Source organism: Kitasatospora sp. MAP12-44, assembly GCF_029892095.1.
Classification (GTDB): Bacteria; Actinomycetota; Actinomycetes; order Streptomycetales; family Streptomycetaceae; genus Kitasatospora.
This window is the reverse complement of the sequence record NZ_JARZAE010000004.1, coordinates 44,185-64,122: the sequence shown is the minus strand read 5'-3', so window position 1 is coordinate 64,122 and position 19,938 is coordinate 44,185. Positions and strand designations below refer to the sequence as shown.

The following is a 19,938-nucleotide window of genomic DNA, read 5'->3' as shown; positions in this document are numbered from 1 at the left end:
TTCCAGAAGGAGGACCTCATGTCAAAGGCAGTCCTGCTCACCGATTTCGGACCCCCCGAAGTACTCAAGCTCGGTGACATCGAGATCGGCGACCCGGGCCCGACCCAAATCCGCCTGGCCGTTCGCTTCGCCGGTGTCGGGCCCACGGATCTGGCCATCAGATCCGGACACCTGCGCAACGCCTTCCCCACCTCTGCGGGCGCGGTGCTCGGCTTCGAGGCCGCAGGGGTGGTCGATGCCGTCGGAAGCGCGGTCACCGAGGTCTCGCCCGGTGACGAGGTCGCGGTCTTCCTGCCCGGGCTCGGTGGCTACGCCGAACTCGTGCTGGCCGACTACTGGGTGCGCAAGCCGCCATCGGTCGACTGGGACGCCGCGGCGGCCTTGCCGGCCTCTGGTGAAGCCGCGGTGCGTGTACTCAATCTGCTGCGCGTAGCACCGGGAGAGACGCTGCTGCTGCTTGGCGGCACAGGTTCGGTTGGCACCATCGCCACCCAGCTCGCCGTCGCACGCGGCGTCCGAGTCGTCGCCGCGGTCCGACCCGATGACTTCGCCATCGCCGAGAACCTCGGTGCGATCCCAGTCGAGTACGGCGAGCACCTGGCCGAGGCAGTGCGCTCGGCCGTCGGACGCGTCGACGCGGTGATGGACGCGGCGCGCGCCAGCGACCTGGAAACAGCGGCCGAACTTGCCGGCGGCCCCCAACGCGTCATCACCCTCACCAATCCGAGTGCCGAGCAGCTCGGCGCCACCCTCTCCGGACCGATCCCGGCTGACATCCCGGCGGCGCTGACCGAAGCGATGAAACAACTGGCCGACGGCAATCTGCTACTGCGCGACCGAACCGTCAGACCGCTCGCGAACGCCGCAGAGGTTCACGCGCAGCTGCAGGCCGGGACCCTGCGCAGCAAAGCCCTGCTCGCGATCCCGTGACCGCCGGCCCCTCGTCGCTGCCATCGCCGCACGGTTGGCGATCAGCCCCCCACTGCGCCCGCGCCAAGGTCGACGCGGGCGCGATCCCAAATCGCCGTTCACCGGTGAGCCCCCCGCCCCCGCCCCCGCCCCCGCCCCCGCCCTCTGCGTCATGGGAGCTTCTGCAGCCCCGCGCCGGTCAGCAGGTAGGCCGGGGCGATGTCGGCGGCGTCCGACCCGACCAACTCGACCACGGCGGCGCCCGCGACCTCCGGGGTGACGAGCGGGCCCAGCTGCTCGATGTACTCGTCCTCCGTCATGCCGTAGCGCTCCGCGTACGCCCGCACCGCCGGCCGTCCGAGTTCGGTCATCGGGGTGATCCGGGGCAGCACCGCCGTGAACGTGATGTCGAGGCCGGCTCGCTGCGCCTCCTCCCACGCGTACCCCGTGATGAACCGCTGGGTGGCCTTGGCCCCGGCGTAACCGCCGCTGACCGGTGACCCGGCCACCGCTGCGCCGCTGCTGATCACGACCACCCGGCTGCCGGGGCGCAAGGGCTTCAGCAGAGCCTCGCGCAGCCAGTGGAAGGCGATCCGCACGTCGCTCTCCCAGTTGACGCAGAACGTCTCCCAGGTGTGCTGCTGGAGCGGGCGCAGGTGCGGGGTCGCGCCGGCCACCAGGACGAGCGTGTCCGGCTGGTAGCGGCCGATGAGGGCGCCGGCCACCGTGGGGTCGGTGGCGTCGGCCGCTTCCGGCCGGACACGCTCGGCGCCCTCGGCCAGTTCGGCGAGCGCCTCCCGGCTGCGGGCGACGGCGACCACGGTGGCGCCGGCCTCGGCGAGCGCGGTCGCGATCCCGCGTCCCAAGCCGCGGCTCGCCCCGACGACGACGGCGGTCCTGTCCGACAACTCACTCATGATGTCCTCCTTGTCGATGTGTTGAACTCCGGCGGTCGGCCCGCCGCAGCCTTGACGGCCGGCGCGTCGGCCGGGCTGGCCGGCTCGGGCTGCGCCTGCCTCCGGCGCGGGATGACCAGGCCGACCGGGACGGCCAGTGCGGCGATCACGGTGCACACCCAGAACGCCGCCCGGAACCCGCCGGTGAGCGCCGCCGCGGCCGGCTGGCCGGTCGCGGCCAGCGTTGCCGTGCGGCTTGCGGCGACCGTCGACGCGATGGCCACGCCGATCGCCCCGCCGAGTTGCTGTGTGGTGTTGAGCAGGCCGGAAGCGAGCCCGGCGTCCCGCTCGGCGACCCCGGTCAGACCGGCGATCGAGATCGGGATGAAGGTGAACGCGGTCCCGGCGCCGGCCACGAAGAACGGCCCGGCGAGGTCGGCCCAGAAACTCCCGTGCACCCCTGCTGCGGTCGCCCAGGCCGTCCCGCCCGCGATCAGGGTCATGCCCGCGGTCATCACCGGGCCCGCCCCGATACGCGTCACCAGCAGCTGCGACGGCCCGGCAAGCGCCACCGAGGTCAGCGAGGCCGCCAGCCACGCCGTCCCGGCCATCAGCGCCGAGTAGTGCAGGACCTGCTGCATGTAGAGCGTCCCGATGAAGATGAACGCGAAGAAGCCGCCACCGAGCAGCAGCCCGACCGTGTTCGCAGCGGCGACCGGTCGCGACCGCAGCAGCCGTAGCGGGAGCAGCGGCGCCCGGGTCCGCGCCTCGACCAGGACGAAGGAGGCCAGCAGTACCCCGGAGGCGACGAGCGAGCCGATCGTCTTCGGGGTCGCCCAGCCGTCCTGCGGCGCGGTCGAGATCGCGTAGACGAGCAGCAGCAGGCCGCCTGTCACGGTCAGCGCGCCGAGCGGGTCGTAGCTGCGGCGGTCGGTCTGCAGCCGGCTCTCCGGGACGATCCGGGGGGCCAGCGCCAGCGCCGCCAGTCCGACCGGGACGTTGAGGAAGAAGATGTACTCCCAGCCGGCGTACCGGGTGAGCAGGCCGCCGGCGAGCAGCCCGACGGTGGCACCGCCGGCCCCGAGGCCGCCCCAGAGGCCGAGCGCCTTGTTGCGCTCCGCCCCCTCCGGGAACATCGTCATCACGATCGACAGCGCGGCCGGCAGGACGATCGCCGCGCCGGTGCCCTGCACGCCCCGCATGACGATCAGGAACGTGTCGCTGCGGGCCAGGCCGCAGGCCAGTGAGGCGCCGGTGAAGACGGCCAGCCCGAGCAGGAAGATCCGGCGGCGGCCGAGCAGGTCGGCGGAGCGGCCGCCGAGCAGCAGCAGGCCGCCGAAGGCCAGGCCGTAGGCGGTCACCACCCACTGCAGACTCGATTCGGAGAAGCGCAGGTCGCGCCCGATGGTCGGGAGCGCGACGTTGACGATGGTCAGGTCGACGATCGTCATGAAGAAGGCAACGGCGAGCACGGCGAAGGCCCGCCAGCGGTGGATGGGCGTCGTGGTGTTCATGGGGATCCTCAGTCCCGGAAACATGGTCACTTGTGTGACGTGGCGGCGGCCCGTCATTCATCGCTCCCGCCGGCCCGGCCAGGATCAGGCTCGCGACAAGGCGCTGAGGACGAGCGGCCCGTCGCCGGCGTTGCGCAGGCATCGCGGTGTCAGCCCGGCGAACTCCAGAACCGCCCCTCGCTGGAAGCCCGCCGACGCGCCGCTGCGGCACTCGATCTCCAGCTCGCCGATCTCGACCACGACGAGCACGTCGTCCCAGTCGGCGGGCCGGAACGGCAGTTCCTCCCCGGGTTCCAGTACGGTCGTTCGCAGCAGGAAGCCTCCCGGGCAGCGTGTGCCGAGGAAGGAGAGCTGCTCCTCGCTGTCCATCACCCGGCCCTCACGCTGCCATCGGCCTGGCGGCGCACCGCCGTGGGCAGCGCGAAGGAGGCGAACACCTGCGGCTGGCGGAAGGTCGCGATCTCGGCGACCGCGCCGTCCTGGACCCGGAGCACCCCGATCCCGAACCGCTCGTGCAGCGGCTTCCCGGGCGCGCGCCGGTACAGCGCGAAGGCGGGCTGGTGGTTCGCCGCCGTGGGCAGCAGCAGCCAGTCCGTGCCCAGCTCGCCGAACACGTGGTCGCGCAGGAACACCGCGATGTCGTCCCGCCCGGCGTACCACGTCGGCCGCGGCGGCATCACGAACCGTGCGTCCGCGCGCAGCAGCCCGACCAGCGCCGCGGTGTCGGCCTGCTCCCAGGCCGCGATGAGCTGCCCCAGCAGTGCCCTCTCGTCGGCGTTGGGGGCGGACGTCCAGGCGGCGCGGTCCGGCGGCAGACGCTCGGCGAGCGTCGCGTGCGCGCGCTGCAGCGCGCTGTTCACCGCTGCCTGGCTCATCTCCATGCTGGCCGCAGTGGACTTGGCCGACCAGTCGAGCACGTCGCGCAGGATCAGCACCGCGCGCTGACGGGCCGGCAGCTGCTGGATGGCAGCGAGGAAGGCCAGCTCGATCGTCTCCTTGGCAGTGACGACCGCTTCCGGCTCCGTGTCCGGCGACGCCGGCGGCTCCAGCAACCGGTCGGGGTAGGGCTGGAGCCAGGGCACGTCCAGTGGCGGCGCCGGCTCATCGCGCGGGTCGGCCGGCCCGGACACGTCCGTCGACCAGACCCGCGCCCTGCGCCGCCGCAGCGCGTCCAGGCACGCGTGGGTTGCGATCCCGTACAGCCAGGCCCGGAAGGGGGCGCGCCCGGCGTAGCTGTCCAGCCGGGCCCAGGCCCGCAGGTACGTCTCCTGCACGGCGTCCTCGGCATCCTCTACCGAGCCGAGCATCCGGTAGCAGTGCACCTGCAGCTCATGACGGTACGGCTCGGCAAGGCGCGCGAAAGCACCCTGGTCACCGGCGCGCGCGGCATCCACCATCGATCCGTCCATATAGGTATGACGCACGGGAGGGCCAGTATTCATCGGTGGCGTCCACCTGGGTGGACTCCGGGCTGGCCGTTGGAGCGGAAGCTGGGCCGGCCGACCTCGGTGACCAGGTGCCCTGGCTCCGGTCGCCCCTGTCCCGGACGAGCCGCCGTTCCCGACAACTCGGGGTGACCGCAATCCGTAGCTATGGCGGGGCGGCGGAACTACGGGCGGGTGAAGGTCAGATGGGTGATGCCGCTGGGTGTCGTCACCGACTCGATCTGAAACCGCTGCTCCAGCCCTTCCAGCCCGTCCCACAGCCGCTCACCGCGGCCCAGGACGATCGGGACGAGGGCGACGTGGAGGTGGTCGACCAGGTCCTCCGCGAGGAACTGCCTGACCGTGGCCGGGCCCCCGCCGATCCGCACATCGAGGCCGCCCGCGGCCTCGCGGGCCTGCCGCAGCGCCTCCTGCGGCGAGGCGTCGATGAAGTGGAAGACCGTGCCGCCCTCCATCTCCAGGGACGGGCGCGGGTGGTGTGTCAGCACGAACACCGGGGTGTGGAACGGCGGGTTCTCTCCCCACCAGCCCTTCCACTCCTCGTCGGTCCACGGGCCGCGCTGCGGTCCGAACTTGTTGCGGCCCATGATCTCCGCCCCGATCCCGGGCCCCCAGGTCCAGGCGAGGGCGTCGTCCACACCGCTGCCGCCGACGGCCTGGCCGTACATCGCGTTGAAGGCGCGGGTCTGGAAAAACCACTCGACCAGCCGAGTCCCGGCATGCCCGAACGGGGCCTCCAGCCCCTGTCCCTCCCCGGCGGCGAACCCGTCCAGCGACACGCTGAAGTTGTGCACTCGAACACGCGACATGACACTCACGTCCCTCACCCGGACTCCACGGTCGAACCGAGCCTAGACGCGCCCACTGACGTTGAGCCCCGCGCCACAGCGAGGCGCCCGCACGCTGCGCAGGAGTTCCACGAACTTGGCCCCCTGGGTCGGTTGCCACCGTGCACCACAGACGGCCTCGCCGGCGAGTCCCTGTACGTGGTGGACGGGAGCGCCGGGTCGTCGGTCGGAACGTCACGATCGTTAACGGCACCCCACGACCCCACAGCGCGACGAGGACTGAACTCGGGTGGCGCTGCAGAGCAGCGGAGCAAGTCCGGTCGATGGCGGATTCGGCCGGACGGGTGGACCGTCCGAGGTGCCCGTGCCTGGCGGTCCGGGTGCGCGGGCCCGGCCACGCCCCGGAATCGGGAGCTTTCGGCCCGCGGCGCGCGGCGTGGCAGGGGGCGCCGGAACTTGCCGGGACAGCCGCGATTTTGCAGGCTGTCGGTTGCTGATCTTCACCGGCGGTGGTCGGTCCCGGGACAGCAGCCAGCCGAGGGAAGGAACCCGCTCCGTGTCCGCTGAACTCTCCGACGACCTGAAGAAGCTCATCGACGACAGCCCGGTCTTCGCGACCCTGGCCACGATCCAGCCGGACGGCAGCCCGCAGCTGTCGGTCACCTGGCTCACCCGGGACGGCGACGATCTGCTGGTCTCCACGACCGTCGGCCGCCGCAAGGAGCAGAATCTGCGCGCCGACCCGCGGATCACGGTGATGATCAACCCGGCGAACGCGCCCTACACCTACGCCGAGGTCCGCGGTACGGCCACGCTGACCACGGAAGGCGGGCAGGAACTGATCGACGCGCTGTCGCGCAAGTACACGGGCAAGGCCTACGCGGACTTCAACCCGGCCTCGCAGGACGACGACCAGCGCGTCGTCATCCGCGTCACCCCGCGCAAGGTCGTCGGTTCGCTCTGACGCCTGGGGCGAAGCGCGGTTCGGTCGACTCATCTGGCTATTCTTCGGGCGGCGCTGCCGACCTTCGGCAGCCACCATCCTGGTGACCATCGTGCTTCAGTCCGCGCTGCCCAGCTGGTTGCTGCCGCATCCGCGCCAACGGTGCAGTGCCGGGTGATGACGGATGCTACGGAGTGGTGCCGAGGGTGAGGATCTGTGCGGGATTGGAGCTGCAGCCCGCCAGGTCGAACAGGGGGCCCGGGTATCCGTTAGGCGTCGGGGAAACCTGGATGCAGTCGGCGCCGGGGTAGGAGGTGCCGGCGACGAATTGATACCGGTTGCCGCTCGTGCCGACCGGGTGGAGCGTCCATTCGGTGTAGCCGCTGCAGGCCGCCTGCCGGACCCCCAGGCGGTACTTCCCGATGCACAGGCCGTTGGCCTGGCTGACGATCTGATAGGTCGAGGACGTCCCGGAGACCGCCTGGAAGGCGAAGTTCTGGGTCGTGGACTCGTTACAGGTGTGGCCGTAGGTGTCGAGGAAGTAGTGGCTGGGGTCGGTCGTGCTGGTATCCAGGCAGGTGTTCTGTGCCGCCGAGTAGATGGTGCTGATTGGCGCTGCCTGTGCGGTGGCGGTCTGGGGCACCACGATCGCGCCTGCGACCGCGGCGGCTGTCGCCGCTATGAGGAGGGACTTGCTGATCACGAGCAGTTCTCCTGTTCTCCGCCCGCGAGTCGGTCCGCGAGCGACTCGTACCGGCTGGCTCCACGACTGGCATCGGCATCCGTTGTCGTGCCTCGGGATCCGGGCAGGATCGCCGGAGAGAGCCGCGCGAGTGATCTCGCGGGTTCGCAACACACCGCACGAGTATTGACGCCATGTGGCCAACTCTGACGTGTTGTCAGACTCCGGGCCAGCCTTCCCAGCTCAGAGAACCCTCTGAACCACCGAATCGTCATGGCCTTGCTCGGTCTCGTCCAGGCACAGAGCCCGGGCGATCGCGTCCAGGACCTCCGTCGAGGCGCCCCGCGACACTCCCGGTGTCACCGGGCCAGGCGCATTGCCAGGGCGATGAGCGTGAGCACAGCGGCGGCCAGGACACCTGCGCTCGCCACGGTCCACAGTTCCCGCAGCCGGGTCTGCCCGCGCCACCAGCTCTGGAAGCCGGGGGCGGTGCCGGCTGCCGCCAAGCACAACAGCAGGGCGAGCGCGGCACCCAGCACGCAGACCCCGTTCCAACCGTCGTGGGCGTGGACCACGCCGACCAGCGCTGAGCCGATCGCCCCACCCACGAAGTAACACGTCATGTAGGCCGAGGTGATGCGTCCGCGTGCGTCCGGGCGCAGAGCGTAGATCAGCGACTGGTTGGTGATGTGCACGCCCTGGTGAGCCAGGTCCAGCAGCACGATGCCTGCGATCAGCGCCGCCACCTGATGCGCCCCCAGGGCCAGCAGTCCCCAGGAGCCGAGCAGGAGCAGCGCGCTGACCATCGTGGTCAGCGTGGTGCGTCCGTGGTCCGCCAGCCGCCCGGCGAGCTGGGCGGCGATCGCACCGGCGGCACCGGCCAGTCCGAGCAGTCCGATCTCACTGTCCGACCAGTCGTAACCGGGGCCGGAGAGTAGAAAGGCCAGCGACGTCCACAGCGCGCTGAAGCAGGCGAAGGCCAGCAGGCCGAGCAACGCCCGGGCCCGCAGCACCGGTTCGTCGACCAGGAGACGCGCGGTGGAGCGCAGCAACGGTCCGTAGCGCAGACCGGCGGATCCCCGGTACTGAGGCAGTGCCCGGTGCAGCGTGGCGGCCAGGACGGCCATCGCAGCCGCTGCGGCCCAGTACACCGTGCGCCAGCCGCCGACCGCAGCCAGGGCACCGGATGCGGTTCGGGCCAGCAGCATGCCCAGCACCAGTCCGCTCATGACCGTTCCCACGACCTGACCGCGCCGGTGAGGGGTGGCCAGATCGGCGGCGAACGGCACCAGGACCTGCGCGGTCACCGACAGCAGACCGGTCAGCGCGGTGCCGGCCAGCAGCAGCCCCGCGTTGGGGGCGACCGCGGTCAGCGCAAGGGAGCATGCTGTGGCCAGGGTCAGGCCGCTGACCAGCCGACGCCGTTCCATGAGGTCGCCCAGCGGCAGTACCAGGATCAACCCCAGTGCGTAGCCGACCTGGGCGACCGTCACCACCAGCGCGGCGGAGGCGGCGGACAGCCGCAGGTCGCGGGCGATGGTGTCCAGCAGAGGCTGGGCGTAGTAGTTGCTCGCCACACACAGCCCGACGGCCGCAGACATCAGCACGACCGTGCCACGACCCAGATCGTCGGGGCTGGCACCGCCCGCACGGGGCCCGGGAGCGCCGGTGGTGGATTGCGCAGTGGAGGAAGCCGAGGAAGAGGCCATGTCCGTTTCCTTCCGTAAGTTCTCCGTCCGCGGACCGCGTCACAGGGCGCGCGGCGCCCGTCGGTCCGGACTGCGTTCATGCTCTCCGGCCAGTCCGGATGAATCCAACAGATGGTTGTCATCCCAGCGATCGCGGAACACGATGGATGGATGGAACTCCGCCAGCTCGCCTACGCCGTCGCTGTCGCCGAGACCGGCAGCTTCACCCGCGCCGCTCACCGCTGCTTCGTGGTCCAGTCCGCCCTCAGCCATCAGATCGCCCGGTTGGAGAGTGAGTTGGGCACCCGGCTGTTCGAACGCACCAGCCGCCAGGTGCGCATCACCGCGGCCGGCGAGGCGTTCCTCGGCCCGGCCCGCGAGGCCTTGGCCGCGATCGAGCGGGCCCGCTGCGAGGTGGCCGCAGCCGGCAGCGAGGTACGCGGCCGGCTGAGCATCGGCACCATCACCCCGCTCACCGCAGTGGATCTGCCCGACCTGCTCGCCGCCTACCGGGACCGGCATCCGGCTGTGCACGTCACGCTGCGGGCCAGGCTGGTCCGGGACTTGCTGCAAGAGGTGCGCGAGCACACCTGCGACCTCGCGTTCGTCGACACCCGCCCGGAGGGGCCCCCGGTCGGATTGGCCGGGCGGGTGCTCGCACACGAGGACTTGGTCGCCATCGTCCCGCACGGGCATCGGCTGGCCGGGGCGGCGCGCGTCACGCCGGCCCGGCTGGCCGAGGAGGACATGGTCGACATGCCACCCGGCTCCGGCATCCGCCGGCACAACGACGCGGCGTTCGCGGCGGCCGGCGCCACCCGCACCGTCGCCTTCGAGGCCGACACCATGGCGCTGCTGGAACAGCTCGTGGGGCGCGGCCTCGGCATCGGATTGGTCCCTGCCGCTACCGCCGCGCGCATGACTGCGGTGACTGCGGTGGCTGCGACGGGCGTGCCTGCGCGAACAGTGCGTGCGGTCTGGGTCGCCTCTACAGCCTCACCGGCGGCTCGCGCGTTCCTCCAGCTCCTGCGCGAACGCACACCGGAGGCCCCACCGGAGGAGGACGGCCCCCGGGAAGGTGAAGGACATGCTCAGGATGTGTTCGAGATGCGGTCACCATGACCGACGGTCCTGATCATGCTCCACTGTTCGTCGATGACGGCGGTGGTTCGAACTGCGAGGTCGTACCGGGTCCGACCTGGGTCGCCGTCGCGTATGACCGCGGTCCAGGCCGCGTGCGTGCGGTCCGCCAGGTCGGCCGGCGGTTGGCGGGGGCCGAGCGGGGCGGTGTCGCCGTTCAGGGCGAGCAGGTCGGTGCGGGCAGGTCGGTGTGGTGGAAGACGAACGGCAGTTCCAAGCAGCGGCAGGCTTCAGTGCCGCCTGCAAGACCATCAAGGCCGGCGGGACCGCCCGGGGTCGGTCGGCAAGGTGAGGGCGAGCAGCAGGGCGGTGCCGCCGGATCCGCATGGGGCTGACCTCTCCCGGACGTGGGCGGCGGGCGCGGTGAGCAGGCCGGTCAGGCCGGGGGTGTGGCGGACGGCGCCGTGCGGGTCGACGGTGAGTGCCTGGTAGTCGGTGCGGTGGGCGAGGTCGTCCAGCCAGGCGTGGGCGGTGGCCGGGCCGTGGGGGTCGTTGGTCATGGCGAGGGCGGCGGTGGCGTAGCCGTCGGCGAGGGTGAGGTCGGGGCCGGTGACGGTGACCTGGGCGAGGCCGGTGGTGGGGCGTGCGGTGCGCGGGTCGAAGATGTGGGCGCCGCGTTCGGCGGTGCCGGAGGTGGCCACCGCGCCGTCCCGCAGGTGGAGGACGGTCAGGACGGTGCCCGGGTGGTGGGGGTCGGTGATGCCGACCCGCCAGGGGGCGGGGTCGTGGCCGCTGTGCAGGCGGACGTCGCCGCCGGCGTTCAGGACGTGCCGGGGCAGGCCGTGGGCGACGGCCAGGGCGGAGGCTGCTTCGGTAGCCCAGCCCTTCACCGCGCCGCACGGGTCGAAGTGCGGTGGGTCGCCGACCGCCCAGGCGTCGAACGCGCCGCCGCTGTCCTGCTTCAACTGCTCGCACAGGTCCAGGACTTCGCGGATCCGTGGGCCGTCGGGGTGGTCGGCGAGGGCGGTCAGGGGCAGGCGTCCGTCGCGGATGCGGCTGATCGGGCTGTCCGGTTTGAACGGCGAGAAGACTTCGTCGTCGTGGTGGAGGTGGGCGAACACGGCGGCGGCTGCGGCCTGGAAGGGCGCGGGGTCGGTGGTGTCGGGGGCGGTGAGCGAGACGACGGTGCCCATGACGTGGTCGGTGGCGGTGCGCACGGCGGTCACCGGTGGGCCGCGTCGAGGGCGGCTTGGAGCGACTGCGCGTATCCGTTGGAGGTGTAGGTCGCGCCCGAGACGACGTCGATGTTGGCGCTCTGCGCCTGCAGTGCCTCGGACTTGAGTTGGGGCAGGGCGTAGGAGTCGATCTGCGAGCTGTGGCCGCCGGTGGTCTGCTGCAGCACGGTGATGTCGGTGATCTTGCCGTCGGTCAGGACGGCCTGGACCTGGACCGGGCCGTAGCGGGTGTCGACCACGCTGCCGGTGAACCGCCCGCTGGCCGAGGCCCCGGCGGAGCCCGACGACGGACTGTTCGACCCGCCCGACGGCGCGGCGGCGGTGGGTGCGCCGGGGTTCGTGGAGCCGCCGCCGGCCGGCGACTGCGCGCCCGAGGGGCCCGAGGTCGCCACGAGGGCGGAGTGCGGGGAGCTGGCGGACTCGACCTTGGCCCCGATGACCAGGGCGAGGCCGGCACTGGTGGCGAGCAGCGCCATCGTGGTCTTGTTCATGGGTCTTCCCGTCCTAGAGCTCGAACGCTTCGCTGTGGATCCGCCGTGCGGGGACCCCCAGGCGGCGTAGCTGGCGCTCGGTGGCCTGTGTCATGCCGGCGGGCCCGCATAGGTACACGTCCCGGTGGGCGGCGTCGGGCACGCTCTGGCGCAGCCGCGCGGCGGACAGCGGGTCGCCCTGGGGTCCGCTGCGCGGGCCGACCAGCGGGTAGAGGCCGAAGCCGCGCCGGCGGGCGATCTCCTGCAGCTCCCGGTAGAGGACGAGGTCCTCGGCGCGGGAGGCGCGGTAGAGCAGGATGACGTCGCCGCCGCTGCCGGGCAGGCTCTCGTAGAGGGCGCGGATCGGGGTGATGCCGGCGCCGCCCGCGATCAGCAGGACCTTGCGGGTGGGGTTGTGGCGCTGTTCGGTGAAGGCGCCGTAGGGGCCTTCGAACCAGACCCGGGTGCCGGGGCGCAGGCGGCTCAGGGCGGTGCTGGAGTCGCCGAGGTTCTTCACGGTGATCCGCCACTGGCCGCGCTCGGGTGCGGCGGACAGCGAGTAGGGGTGGGACTGCCACCACAGGCCGCGGGCCAGGAAGCGCCAGCGCAGGAACTGGCCCGCGCGGGCGTCCAGCGTGTCCAGGTCGTGTCCGCTCAGGTGGATCGAGACGACGCCCGGTCCCTCGGGGACCACCCGGGTCACCCGTACCTGGTGGCGCAGGGAGCGGCGCAGCGGCAGCGCGACGCGGAAGACGAGGACGGCCGCGGCCACGGCGATGTGGGCGCCGGACCACAGCAGCCGGTTGCGCGGCGAGGTGGAGAAGTCCGCGCCGACGGAGAACTCGTGGGCGAAGGCGAGCGCGATCGCGACGTAGACGAGCAGGTGGATGTGGTACCAGGTCTCGTAGGGCAGCTTGCGGCGCACCGCGCGGGCCGAGACGACCCCCACCAGGACCAGCAGGGCCAGGGCGATAGCGGCCAGCAGCACGTCCGGGTAGTCGAACAGGACGGTGACCGCCTCGGAGGCGGGGTTGGTGCCGGACTGCCACGAGTAGCCGAGGATGATCAGGACGGCGTGCGCGAGGGCCAGGGCGACGGTGTACTCGCCCAGCGTCCGGTGGTAGCGGGTCACCACGTCGGAGCCGATCCGGTTCTCCAGCCAGGGGATGCGCGCCATCAGCGCGACCAGGACCAGCAGCAGGTAGGCGGCCAGCAGGCCGGACAGGCGACCGGCCGAGGTCACGTAGTCCCCGAAGCCGCGCAGCGAGCCCGGGATGGTGTTCTGCCACCAGATCGCCATGACGGCCGGCACACCGGCCCAGATGACCAGCAGCAGGGCACGCGACCAGAGGTGGCCCACGGGCGGCAGACCGGACGGCTGCGGGGGCGGGCCTGAGGGCCGCCGCGGTGGCGGCCCGGCCCGGTGGCGGGCCCGACGTGCGGAGTGCGCGCTGACGGTGGACACCGGCGGCTCCCATCACTGAGCGGGATCTTCCAGTTCCACTCTCGCCTCCACCCCATAACACTCCGGTAACAGCCCGGTGTACGAGCTCACGCGGGTACGAGGGCCGCAGCCGCGTGCGGCCGTCTCCAGGCGGGCGCCCTGCGCGCACCGGCCACCCCCGGATCAGGACACGACCACGTGTCTGCGGGACTGACGGCCGCCACGGTCACGGCGAACGGCCCGGGACGTCTGGTGCCCATGGGGCTTCCCGAAGGGTGGCTGATCTAGTGGCGGTCCGGTGTGGGTCAGGAGGCTGCGGGGTGGCGGTGGTCGTGGTGGTGGCCTGTTGCTGGAGGGCGGCTGCCTGTTCGGTGATCTGCGGGAGGAGCGTGTAGAGGGCCTCGCCTGGGCACAGTGTGGGGTAGGCGTCGCGGTGCCCGGACACGGCGCTGAACGTGTGGCGGGTGCCGGCCGGGAAGCGGCTGTCATTGTTGGTGGAGGTCAGCTCGCATCGGCCGCGCGGGTCGCTGCCGGAGAGGCCGAGCTTCCAGGCGATCAGGGCCGCCATGGCGGTGACGACGGGTTCGGGGACCTTTGTGTCGTCGTAGGTGCCGATCGCGGCGATGCCGACGGTCTCCCGGTTGAAGCCGATGGTGTGCGCGCCGACGACGGGGCGGTCGATGCCGCCGGCCCGGCCCTCGTAGATGGTGCCGAAGCGGTCGATGAGGAAGTTGTAGCCGATGTCGTCCCAGCCGTGGTTGTCCAGGTGGTCGTGGTGGATCGCCCGGAGGATGTCGGGGACGTCCTGTGCTTTGTAGGAGTTCGGGTTGTTGGTGTGATGGATGAACGCGGCGCGCACCTCGCGGTCGTACTGGATCGCGGACGCCTGGGGTGGGGGCTGCCAGGCCGAGCGCGGCACGATCGGCGGAGCGGCCGGCACGGGGGACGAGGGCTTCGCCGCCTGCATGGGCTGGGCTGCGGCAATGGGGTGGGTCACCGGTCGTGGGCGGCCCAGGGCGGGCAGTACGACCAGCCCGCCCACCGAGGTGGCCAGTGCCATGCGGCGCAGGATGAGACGGCGGTCGATGTCCATGCCACGACGGTAACGATGGCCCGGGACGGCCGCCCGTCGGCCGGGCGGCCAGTCAGCCGAGGTGGCGTCCGGTCTTCGCCTGGTCTTGGCCCGCCACCCGCAGCGGTCGCCGGCCGTCATCGAGCCGCATCCAAAGCTGCTGGCGGAGGCGAGGGCCGCCTGGAACGGCCGGGCGGCGCTAGGCCAAGCCCTGACCGCCTTCCTGTGCGAAGACGTCGCTCACGTGCACATCGAAGCCACCGACGACTGAGGGAACCCTCATCCCGTGGATGCTGTGCAGGCACCGGCTCGCCCCGGCCGGTGGGTCGTTCGATGGCGGGGTCACCCGGCCGGCGATGCCTGAGGCACCGTCAACCGTGCGCTCCCGACAGAGCCAGGATTCCGGTGTACGACACCCGGTTGGTCTAGGTATTGATCTTGCTGTCGAGTGTGGGCCGGTTGGCTCACGCCCATCCGGCTGGCGGGCGTCGTGCCGTGTTGGGAGCCAGTCGGCCTCGACGTGGCGTCAGGTGGTCTGCAGCCAGACGGTGGTGTCGGGTGGCAGTGTCGGGTCCCCCGTACTCAGTGGGGAGCTGGCCAGCAGGAGCTCAGTGTGCTCCGGCAGCGTCAGTGGTTCGTCGGTGAGGTTGGTGAGGCAGTGGAAGGATCTGCCGCGCCGGAAGTGCAGTGTTCGGCCGTCGGGCTCGGTGAGCCACCGGAAGAGGTCAGTGTGCAGATCCGTGTCGGCACGGCGCAGGTGCAGGGCGGTGCGGTAGAGCGAGAGGATGGAGTGTGGGTCGCGGCCGAGCGCCTGCGGCGTGCGGTCGGACCAGCTGGCCGGTTGCGGCAGCCACGGTGTGGCATTCGCGTTCGGCGGGCTGAAGCCGAAGGGTGGTGTGGTGCCGCTCCACGGCAGTGGCACCCGGCAGCCGTCGCGGCCGATGTCCGCGCCTTGGCTCCGGAAGAAGAAGGGGTCCTGGCGGAAGGCGTCGGGGATGTCCTGGACCTCCGGCAGGCCGAGCTCCTCTCCCTGGTAGAGGTAGGTGGAGCCGGGCAGGGCCAGGCTGAGCAGGATCGCGGCCCGGGCCCGGCGGGTGCCGAGCGCCAGGTCGACCGGTGCGCCGTGCTGGGCGGGGCTGCGCCCCATGGCGGTGTCGGCGCGGCCGTAGCGGGTGGCGTGCCGGGTGACATCGTGGTTGGACAGCACCCAGGTGGCGGCCGCGCCGACCGCGCGGTGGCTGCCCAGGGTCCCGTCGATGACGGCGCGCAGCCGCGCCGCGTCCCACGGGCAGTTCAGGTAGTCGAAGTTGAACGCGGTGTGCATCTCGTCGGGCCGCAGGTAGGCGGCCAGCCGGTCGGGCTGGTCGAGCCAGACCTCGCCGATCAGGGCGCGCGGCTGCGCGTAGCTGTCGGCCACCGCCCGCCAGCCGCGGTAGATGGCGTGGACGGCGTCGCGGTCCACGTACGGGTGCGGAGTCGGCGGGTGGCGGCGGTCGAAGTCGGGCAGCTCGGGGTCTTTGGCCGGCATGGTGGCGGAGTCGATCCGCACGCCGTCCACGCCCCGGTCGAACCAGAAGCGGAGCACCGACTCGTGCTCCTCGGCGACCTTGGGGTTGTTCCAGTTCAGGTCGGGCTGCTCGGCGGCGAAGAGGTGCAGGTACCACTCGCCGGGTGTGCCGTCGGGGTCGGGCACCCGGCTCCAGGCCGGGCCGCCGAACTCGGACGTCCAGTTGTTGGGCGGTAGTTCGCCGCCGCTGCCGCGCCCGGGGCGGAACCAGAAGAGGTTGCGGGCCTCCGAGCCGGGTGCGGCGGCGAGCGCCTCCTGGAACCAGACGTGCTGGTCGGAGACGTGGTTGGGAACGATGTCGACGATGATCCGCAGGCCCGTGCGGTGTGCCTCGGCGATCAGCGCCTCGGCCTCGGCGAGGGTGCCGAAGGCGGGGTCGATCCGGCGGTAGTCCGCCACGTCGTACCCGCCGTCGGCCAGCGGGGAGGCGTACCAGGGGGTGAACCACACTGCGTCGACGCCGAGTTCGGCCAGGTACGGCAGCTTGGCGCGGATGCCGGCCAGGTCGCCGATCCCGTCCCCGTTCGCGTCGGCGAACGAGCGCGGATAGACCTGGTAGATGACGGCGTCGCGCCACCACGGAGGGGCCATGCGGGGTACTCCTTTGTCGTGGGCCGGCTCTGTCGGGGCCGGTGCGGTCAGCCGAAGATCTCGAACTCGGAGAGCTGCGCGGCCGGCCAGCCGGTGTTGCCGGTGATGGCGAGCCGCAGGGCCCGCTCGCTGGTCCCGGGCGGCAGCGGGATCGTCACGGTGTTCTGGGACGCCGGGTCGAAGGTGTAGGCGGCCGGCGGGACCAGGGTGCTGAAGGCCGTCCCGTCCGGGGAGCCGAGCACCGACAGCGTCTGCACCCGGGCGCCCCAGTTCGACGGCAGGGTCAGCACGACGCTGCTCTCCGGCTGTGCCGTGCCGAGGTCGGCGGTGAGGGTCTGCGGGAGGCCCTGACTGTCCTGGCTCTCCCAGTAGGAGCCGTTGTTGTCGTCGTTGGCGTTGGTGGCCAGGAAGCCGGCCAGCGCGCTGCTGGCCGTCATGGTCGCGCCCAGCGCGAGGTTGGTGGGCGTGACCCCGCCGCTGCCGCCGATGCTGTCGGTGTCCCCGACCAGCTGCACGGTGGTGGGGGTGCGACCGGGGCCGCGGGGGATGGTCAGGGTGCTCTGGGTGATGCCGATGGCCGCCGCGGTGTAGGAGACGTCGACCATGCACCAGTTGGCGTTGTCGGTCGGTGAGGTGGCGGTCAGGCTGCTCGGGCACGGGTGGCTCGGGTCGGGGGAGACGGTGAAGCCTGGGCCTGCGGTGATCGGGCCCAGAGCGGCCGGGGCGGTGCCGGTGTTCATGATCGCGACCCGCTGCACCGGGTTGGCCTGGCCGACCGAGGCGGCCTCGAACGTGGTGGTGGATGGGTAGGCCCAGAGCGGGCTTTCGGCCGGCATGCCGCAGCCGGTGCTGTCCCAGCCGAGGTCACCGGGTCCGCGGTCGATCGTGAAGCCGGGGCCGCAGCTGAACACGCCGGCCGCGCCGACGCCGGTGGCGATGGTCCCGGAGACGTCGACGGCGCCCGGCGCCTGGTTCTGGAAGACGTAACTTCCCACACCGGCCAGCAGGTTGTCGCGGATCGCCACGTCCGTCACCCGGTACCCGGCGCTGGGCGGGGTGGTCACGGCCGAGCCGACGTAGGCGTTGGAGTTCTGGAACATGAACGCCTCGTACGGGCTGTCCAGGATCGCGTTGCCGATGATGTTCACCGGGGCGGTCATGTCGCCCTGCTGCGGGTCGAACCAGATCGCGCCGACGCCGTAGTCCCAGCCCGGGTCCCACTGGCCGGTGCGCACCAGCAGGTTGCCGGTGATGTCGAGCGGGCCGGACATCGGGACCGAGCCGAACCGCTGCCCGATGCCGATGCCGCCGCCTCGGGTCACGGTGTCCTGCAGCAGGTTGCCGCTGATCACATCGCCCGCGCCGGCGCCGTAGACGCCGATGTTGTTGGCGAGTCCGGGTGAGTCGACAGTGTTGTGGGACAGGGTGTCGTCGGTGTCGCCGTAGTTCTGCGACCAGAGGGCCAGGCCGTCGTCCTGGGTGTTGCGCAGGAAGTTGCCGGTGATCCGGGCGCCGGTGACCGGGCCGTCGGCCGCGTCCAGGTTGATGCCGTCGGCGGTGGTGTCCTGGATCCGCAGTCCACGGATCGTCAGTTTGCTGCTGGGGCCGACGATCCAGGCGCCGACCTTCTCGTTCTGGATCCACACGTCGGCGATGGTGGAGTCGCTGAACCCGCCGTTGAAGCCGGTGTCCTCGCTGTTGCTGTCGTCGCGGACGTCGACGTTGCCGTAGAGCGCGAGGTCGGAGATGTCGACGTGGCTGCTGGCCGGGTTCTGTTTCCCGTTGAACTCGACGTTCTTGCCGGTCAGGACGGTGTACCACTGGCCGGCGCCGGTGATGGCGATGCGGTCGACGTTCAGCGGGTTGCTGATGGTGTAGGTGCCGGGCGGCAGGTAGAGCCCCTGCCCGGCTGCCGAGGCGGTGCTGATGGCGTTCTGCAGGGCGGCGGTGACGTCGCTCGCCCCGGTGTTGTCGACGTGGTACGGCGCCTGGGTGACGTCGGCGTAGCCGGCCGGCTTGGCCTTCGGCGCGGCCACCTGCTCGAAGTCGGCGGTGTTGATGACGTACCAGGGTGCGTCGTCGCCCGGGTCGACCTGGAGCTTGACCACGGTCCCGGCCGGCAGTGTGCTCGCGAAGTGGTATCTGACGTCGTTGTAGAAGTCGTGCGGCACCTCGCCGTCGGGCTGGCCGACGACCGGGGTTTTGCGGAACGGGTACTGGCCGTAGAGCCAGCTGAACTGCGAGGTCAGCGGGAGGGCGGCGGTGGGCCGGTTGTCGACGTAGAGGCTGAGCGGGGCGGCGATGCCGCCGCCGTGCAGCGAGTCGGGCAGCGCGTAGTGGAAGTCGACGGCGTTGGCGGCCCGTGTCAGTCGGAAGGAGACATACTGGCCCTGGCCGGTGAGTTGGACGGCCTGGCGGCCGGTGGCCTCGGCGGCGAGGCTGCCGTAATGGTAGTCGGGGCCGAGGACCGTGCCGTCGGTGTGGGCGGTCGGGGAGGTCGCCGCGTTCTGCTCGGTGAACGGGACGGGCGCGCCGGCCTGGCCCTCGGCGGCAAGAGCGGGCGAGGGCGGGGCGGCGGACGCGCCGGACGGGAGGGTCAGGGCGAGCGCGGCGGGCAGCACCAACGCCGCCACGGCGGCGCAGACTGCGCGCACCCGTCTGCGGCGCGCGCGTGAAGGGGCGGAGAGGGACACGAGGAGGCTCCTCGGGGGTCGGGTGGTCAGCCCTTGGTGGCGCCGGCGGTCAGTCCGGACATGATGTTGCGCTGGAAGATCAGGAAGAAGACGATCGTCGGCACCGAGGCGATGGCCAGGGCCGCGATCAGCACGTTCTGCGGCAGCCCCGAACTGAGCTGGCGTAGCCCGATGTTGACGGTCTGCGCGGAGGTGTCGGTGAGCACCAGCAGTGGCCACAGGAAGTCCTTCCAGACCCCGACCACGGCGAAGATCGAGACCACCCCGAGGATCGGCCGGGAGATCGGCAGCACCACCGACCAGAGCGTGCGCAGCGGCCCCGCGCCGTCGATGGCGGCGGCGGCCAGCAGGTCGGCGGGGATCGAGTCGAAGAATCGCTTCAGCAGGAAGATGTTGAAGGCGTTGGTGACCGACGGCAGCCAGATCGCCCACGGGGTGTTGAGCAGGCTGAGGTGCAGGAAGGGCAGGTCGTTCGCGGTCAGGTACTCGGGCAGCGCGATCACGGCGGTGGGGACCATCAGTGTCGCCAGCATCGCGAAGAGCACCACGTTGCCGAAGACCGGGCGCAGCTTGGAGAACGCGTATGCCGCGCCGACGTCGAACACCAGCTGGAACCCGAGCGCGCCGAGCGCGTAGAGGGCCGTGTTGCCGATCAGCCGGCCCAGGTCGGCGTCGTGCCAGGCGGCCAGGAAGTTGTGCGGGGCGGGCGCGGCGGGCACCAGCGTCGGAGGGGTGCGGATGATCTCCTGCGGGGATTTCAGCCCGCCGCTGACCATCCAGTAGAGCGGGAAGAGGAAGACCAGCGCGAAGAGCACGGCCAGGATCCAGAAGACGCCCCAGTACGCGGTGCGCCCGAGCGGGCGGGCCAGCTGCGCGGGGGAGACCAGGGTGCGGGTCGCGGTGTCCGGCGTGCGTGCCATG

Annotated in this window: 18 protein-coding genes; 4 read left to right on the top strand and 14 right to left on the bottom strand. The window is 71.7% G+C overall.

What is annotated here, in order from left to right; genetic code table 11:
• Positions 1–18 precede the first annotated feature (18 nt).
• Positions 19–930 (top strand): NADP-dependent oxidoreductase, encoded by a 912-nt coding sequence (locus P3T34_RS01340; protein WP_280664090.1) that lies wholly within the window; start codon positions 19–21, stop codon positions 928–930.
• Positions 931–1,079: 149 nt separating this feature from the next.
• Here P3T34_RS01340 and P3T34_RS01335 read toward each other — a convergent pair whose 3' ends face one another.
• From P3T34_RS01335 to P3T34_RS01315, 5 genes are all read right to left on the bottom strand, one after another.
• Positions 1,080–1,826, bottom strand: coding sequence for an SDR family oxidoreductase (locus P3T34_RS01335; protein WP_280664089.1), 747 nt, complete (start codon positions 1,824–1,826; stop codon positions 1,080–1,082).
• Positions 1,823–3,319 (bottom strand): MFS transporter, encoded by a 1,497-nt coding sequence (locus P3T34_RS01330; protein WP_280664088.1) that lies wholly within the window; start codon positions 3,317–3,319, stop codon positions 1,823–1,825. Before P3T34_RS01330 ends, P3T34_RS01335 begins: the two co-directional genes overlap by 4 nt.
• An 84-nt stretch (positions 3,320–3,403) precedes the next feature.
• Positions 3,404–3,688, bottom strand: a complete 285-nt coding sequence (locus tag P3T34_RS01325; protein ID WP_280664087.1) for a hypothetical protein — start codon at positions 3,686–3,688, stop codon at positions 3,404–3,406.
• Complete coding sequence (locus P3T34_RS01320) at positions 3,688–4,716, bottom strand: RNA polymerase subunit sigma-70 (RefSeq protein WP_280664086.1); 1,029 nt, start codon at positions 4,714–4,716, stop codon at positions 3,688–3,690. Before P3T34_RS01320 ends, P3T34_RS01325 begins: the two co-directional genes overlap by 1 nt.
• A 212-nt stretch (positions 4,717–4,928) precedes the next feature.
• Entirely contained in the window at positions 4,929–5,573 is a 645-nt protein-coding gene (locus tag P3T34_RS01315) for a dihydrofolate reductase family protein (protein WP_280664085.1), read from the bottom strand.
• Between the two features lie 535 nt (positions 5,574–6,108).
• Here P3T34_RS01315 and P3T34_RS01310 point away from each other — a divergent pair.
• Positions 6,109–6,516: a PPOX class F420-dependent oxidoreductase gene (locus P3T34_RS01310; RefSeq protein ID WP_280664084.1), complete on the top strand. Its 408-nt coding sequence runs from the start codon at positions 6,109–6,111 to the stop codon at positions 6,514–6,516.
• 166 nt (positions 6,517–6,682) lie between these two features.
• Here P3T34_RS01310 and P3T34_RS01305 read toward each other — a convergent pair whose 3' ends face one another.
• Together P3T34_RS01305 and P3T34_RS01300 are read right to left on the bottom strand one after the other, a co-directional pair.
• Positions 6,683–7,198 carry a hypothetical protein gene (locus P3T34_RS01305; protein WP_280664083.1) on the bottom strand — a complete coding sequence of 172 codons (516 nt, stop codon included), beginning with the start codon at positions 7,196–7,198 and terminating at the stop codon, positions 6,683–6,685.
• Positions 7,199–7,536: 338 nt separating this feature from the next.
• Positions 7,537–8,778, bottom strand: coding sequence for an MFS transporter (locus tag P3T34_RS01300; RefSeq protein ID WP_280664082.1), 1,242 nt, complete (start codon positions 8,776–8,778; stop codon positions 7,537–7,539).
• Between the two features lie 258 nt (positions 8,779–9,036).
• Here P3T34_RS01300 and P3T34_RS01295 point away from each other — a divergent pair, with 258 nt between their 5' ends.
• The gene (locus P3T34_RS01295; RefSeq protein WP_280664081.1) at positions 9,037–9,987 is read left to right on the top strand and encodes a LysR family transcriptional regulator; all 951 of its coding nucleotides are present in this window, start codon (positions 9,037–9,039) and stop codon (positions 9,985–9,987) included.
• A 269-nt stretch (positions 9,988–10,256) separates the two neighbouring features.
• On the opposite strand, the gene P3T34_RS01290 is transcribed toward P3T34_RS01295, so the two are convergent.
• The 4 genes from P3T34_RS01290 to P3T34_RS01275 all read right to left on the bottom strand — a co-directional run bounded on the left by P3T34_RS01290 (position 10,257) and on the right by P3T34_RS01275 (position 14,187).
• Positions 10,257–11,162, bottom strand: coding sequence for an FAD:protein FMN transferase (locus tag P3T34_RS01290; RefSeq protein ID WP_280664080.1), 906 nt, complete (start codon positions 11,160–11,162; stop codon positions 10,257–10,259).
• Positions 11,163–11,167: 5 nt separating this feature from the next.
• Positions 11,168–11,671 carry an FMN-binding protein gene (locus P3T34_RS01285; protein ID WP_280664079.1) on the bottom strand — a complete coding sequence of 168 codons (504 nt, stop codon included), beginning with the start codon at positions 11,669–11,671 and terminating at the stop codon, positions 11,168–11,170.
• Positions 11,672–11,684: 13 nt separating this feature from the next.
• A complete protein-coding gene (locus P3T34_RS01280) occupies positions 11,685–13,115 on the bottom strand; it encodes a ferric reductase-like transmembrane domain-containing protein (protein WP_280664078.1) in 1,431 nt (476 codons plus the stop codon).
• Between the two features lie 205 nt (positions 13,116–13,320).
• Positions 13,321–14,187 (bottom strand): peptidoglycan recognition protein, encoded by an 867-nt coding sequence (locus tag P3T34_RS01275; RefSeq protein WP_280664077.1) that lies wholly within the window; start codon positions 14,185–14,187, stop codon positions 13,321–13,323.
• 61 nt (positions 14,188–14,248) lie between these two features.
• Between P3T34_RS01275 and P3T34_RS01270 the strand changes: the two genes are divergently transcribed.
• Complete coding sequence (locus P3T34_RS01270; RefSeq protein ID WP_280664076.1) at positions 14,249–14,437, top strand: hypothetical protein; 189 nt, start codon at positions 14,249–14,251, stop codon at positions 14,435–14,437.
• 255 nt (positions 14,438–14,692) lie between these two features.
• Here the strand turns inward: P3T34_RS01270 and P3T34_RS01265 are convergent, their stop codons facing one another.
• Genes P3T34_RS01265 through P3T34_RS01255 form a run of 3 tightly spaced genes read right to left on the bottom strand, consistent with a single transcriptional unit; the run spans position 14,693 to position 19,937 of the window.
• Positions 14,693–16,324 (bottom strand): alpha-amylase family glycosyl hydrolase, encoded by a 1,632-nt coding sequence (locus P3T34_RS01265; RefSeq protein WP_280664075.1) that lies wholly within the window; start codon positions 16,322–16,324, stop codon positions 14,693–14,695.
• Positions 16,325–16,371: 47 nt separating this feature from the next.
• Positions 16,372–19,017, bottom strand: coding sequence for a discoidin domain-containing protein (locus P3T34_RS01260; protein WP_280664074.1), 2,646 nt, complete (start codon positions 19,015–19,017; stop codon positions 16,372–16,374).
• Positions 19,018–19,043: 26 nt separating this feature from the next.
• Positions 19,044–19,937, bottom strand: coding sequence for a carbohydrate ABC transporter permease (locus P3T34_RS01255; protein WP_280664073.1), 894 nt, complete (start codon positions 19,935–19,937; stop codon positions 19,044–19,046).
• Position 19,938 lies beyond the last annotated feature (1 nt).

Coding starts and splice junctions, on each gene's coding strand:
- P3T34_RS01340 (WP_280664090.1), top strand. CDS start 19: ATGTCAAAGGCAGTCCTGCTCACCGATTTCGGACCCCCCGAAGTACTC.
- P3T34_RS01335 (WP_280664089.1), bottom strand. CDS start 1,826: ATGAGTGAGTTGTCGGACAGGACCGCCGTCGTCGTCGGGGCGAGCCGC.
- P3T34_RS01330 (WP_280664088.1), bottom strand. CDS start 3,319: ATGAACACCACGACGCCCATCCACCGCTGGCGGGCCTTCGCCGTGCTC.
- P3T34_RS01325 (WP_280664087.1), bottom strand. CDS start 3,688: ATGGACAGCGAGGAGCAGCTCTCCTTCCTCGGCACACGCTGCCCGGGA.
- P3T34_RS01320 (WP_280664086.1), bottom strand. CDS start 4,716: ATGGTGGATGCCGCGCGCGCCGGTGACCAGGGTGCTTTCGCGCGCCTT.
- P3T34_RS01315 (WP_280664085.1), bottom strand. CDS start 5,573: ATGTCGCGTGTTCGAGTGCACAACTTCAGCGTGTCGCTGGACGGGTTC.
- P3T34_RS01300 (WP_280664082.1), bottom strand. CDS start 8,778: ATGTCTGCGGCCGTCGGGCTGTGTGTGGCGAGCAACTACTACGCCCAG.
- P3T34_RS01295 (WP_280664081.1), top strand. CDS start 9,037: ATGGAACTCCGCCAGCTCGCCTACGCCGTCGCTGTCGCCGAGACCGGC.
- P3T34_RS01285 (WP_280664079.1), bottom strand. CDS start 11,671: ATGAACAAGACCACGATGGCGCTGCTCGCCACCAGTGCCGGCCTCGCC.
- P3T34_RS01275 (WP_280664077.1), bottom strand. CDS start 14,187: ATGGACATCGACCGCCGTCTCATCCTGCGCCGCATGGCACTGGCCACC.
- P3T34_RS01265 (WP_280664075.1), bottom strand. CDS start 16,324: ATGGCCCCTCCGTGGTGGCGCGACGCCGTCATCTACCAGGTCTATCCG.
- P3T34_RS01255 (WP_280664073.1), bottom strand. CDS start 19,937: ATGGCACGCACGCCGGACACCGCGACCCGCACCCTGGTCTCCCCCGCG.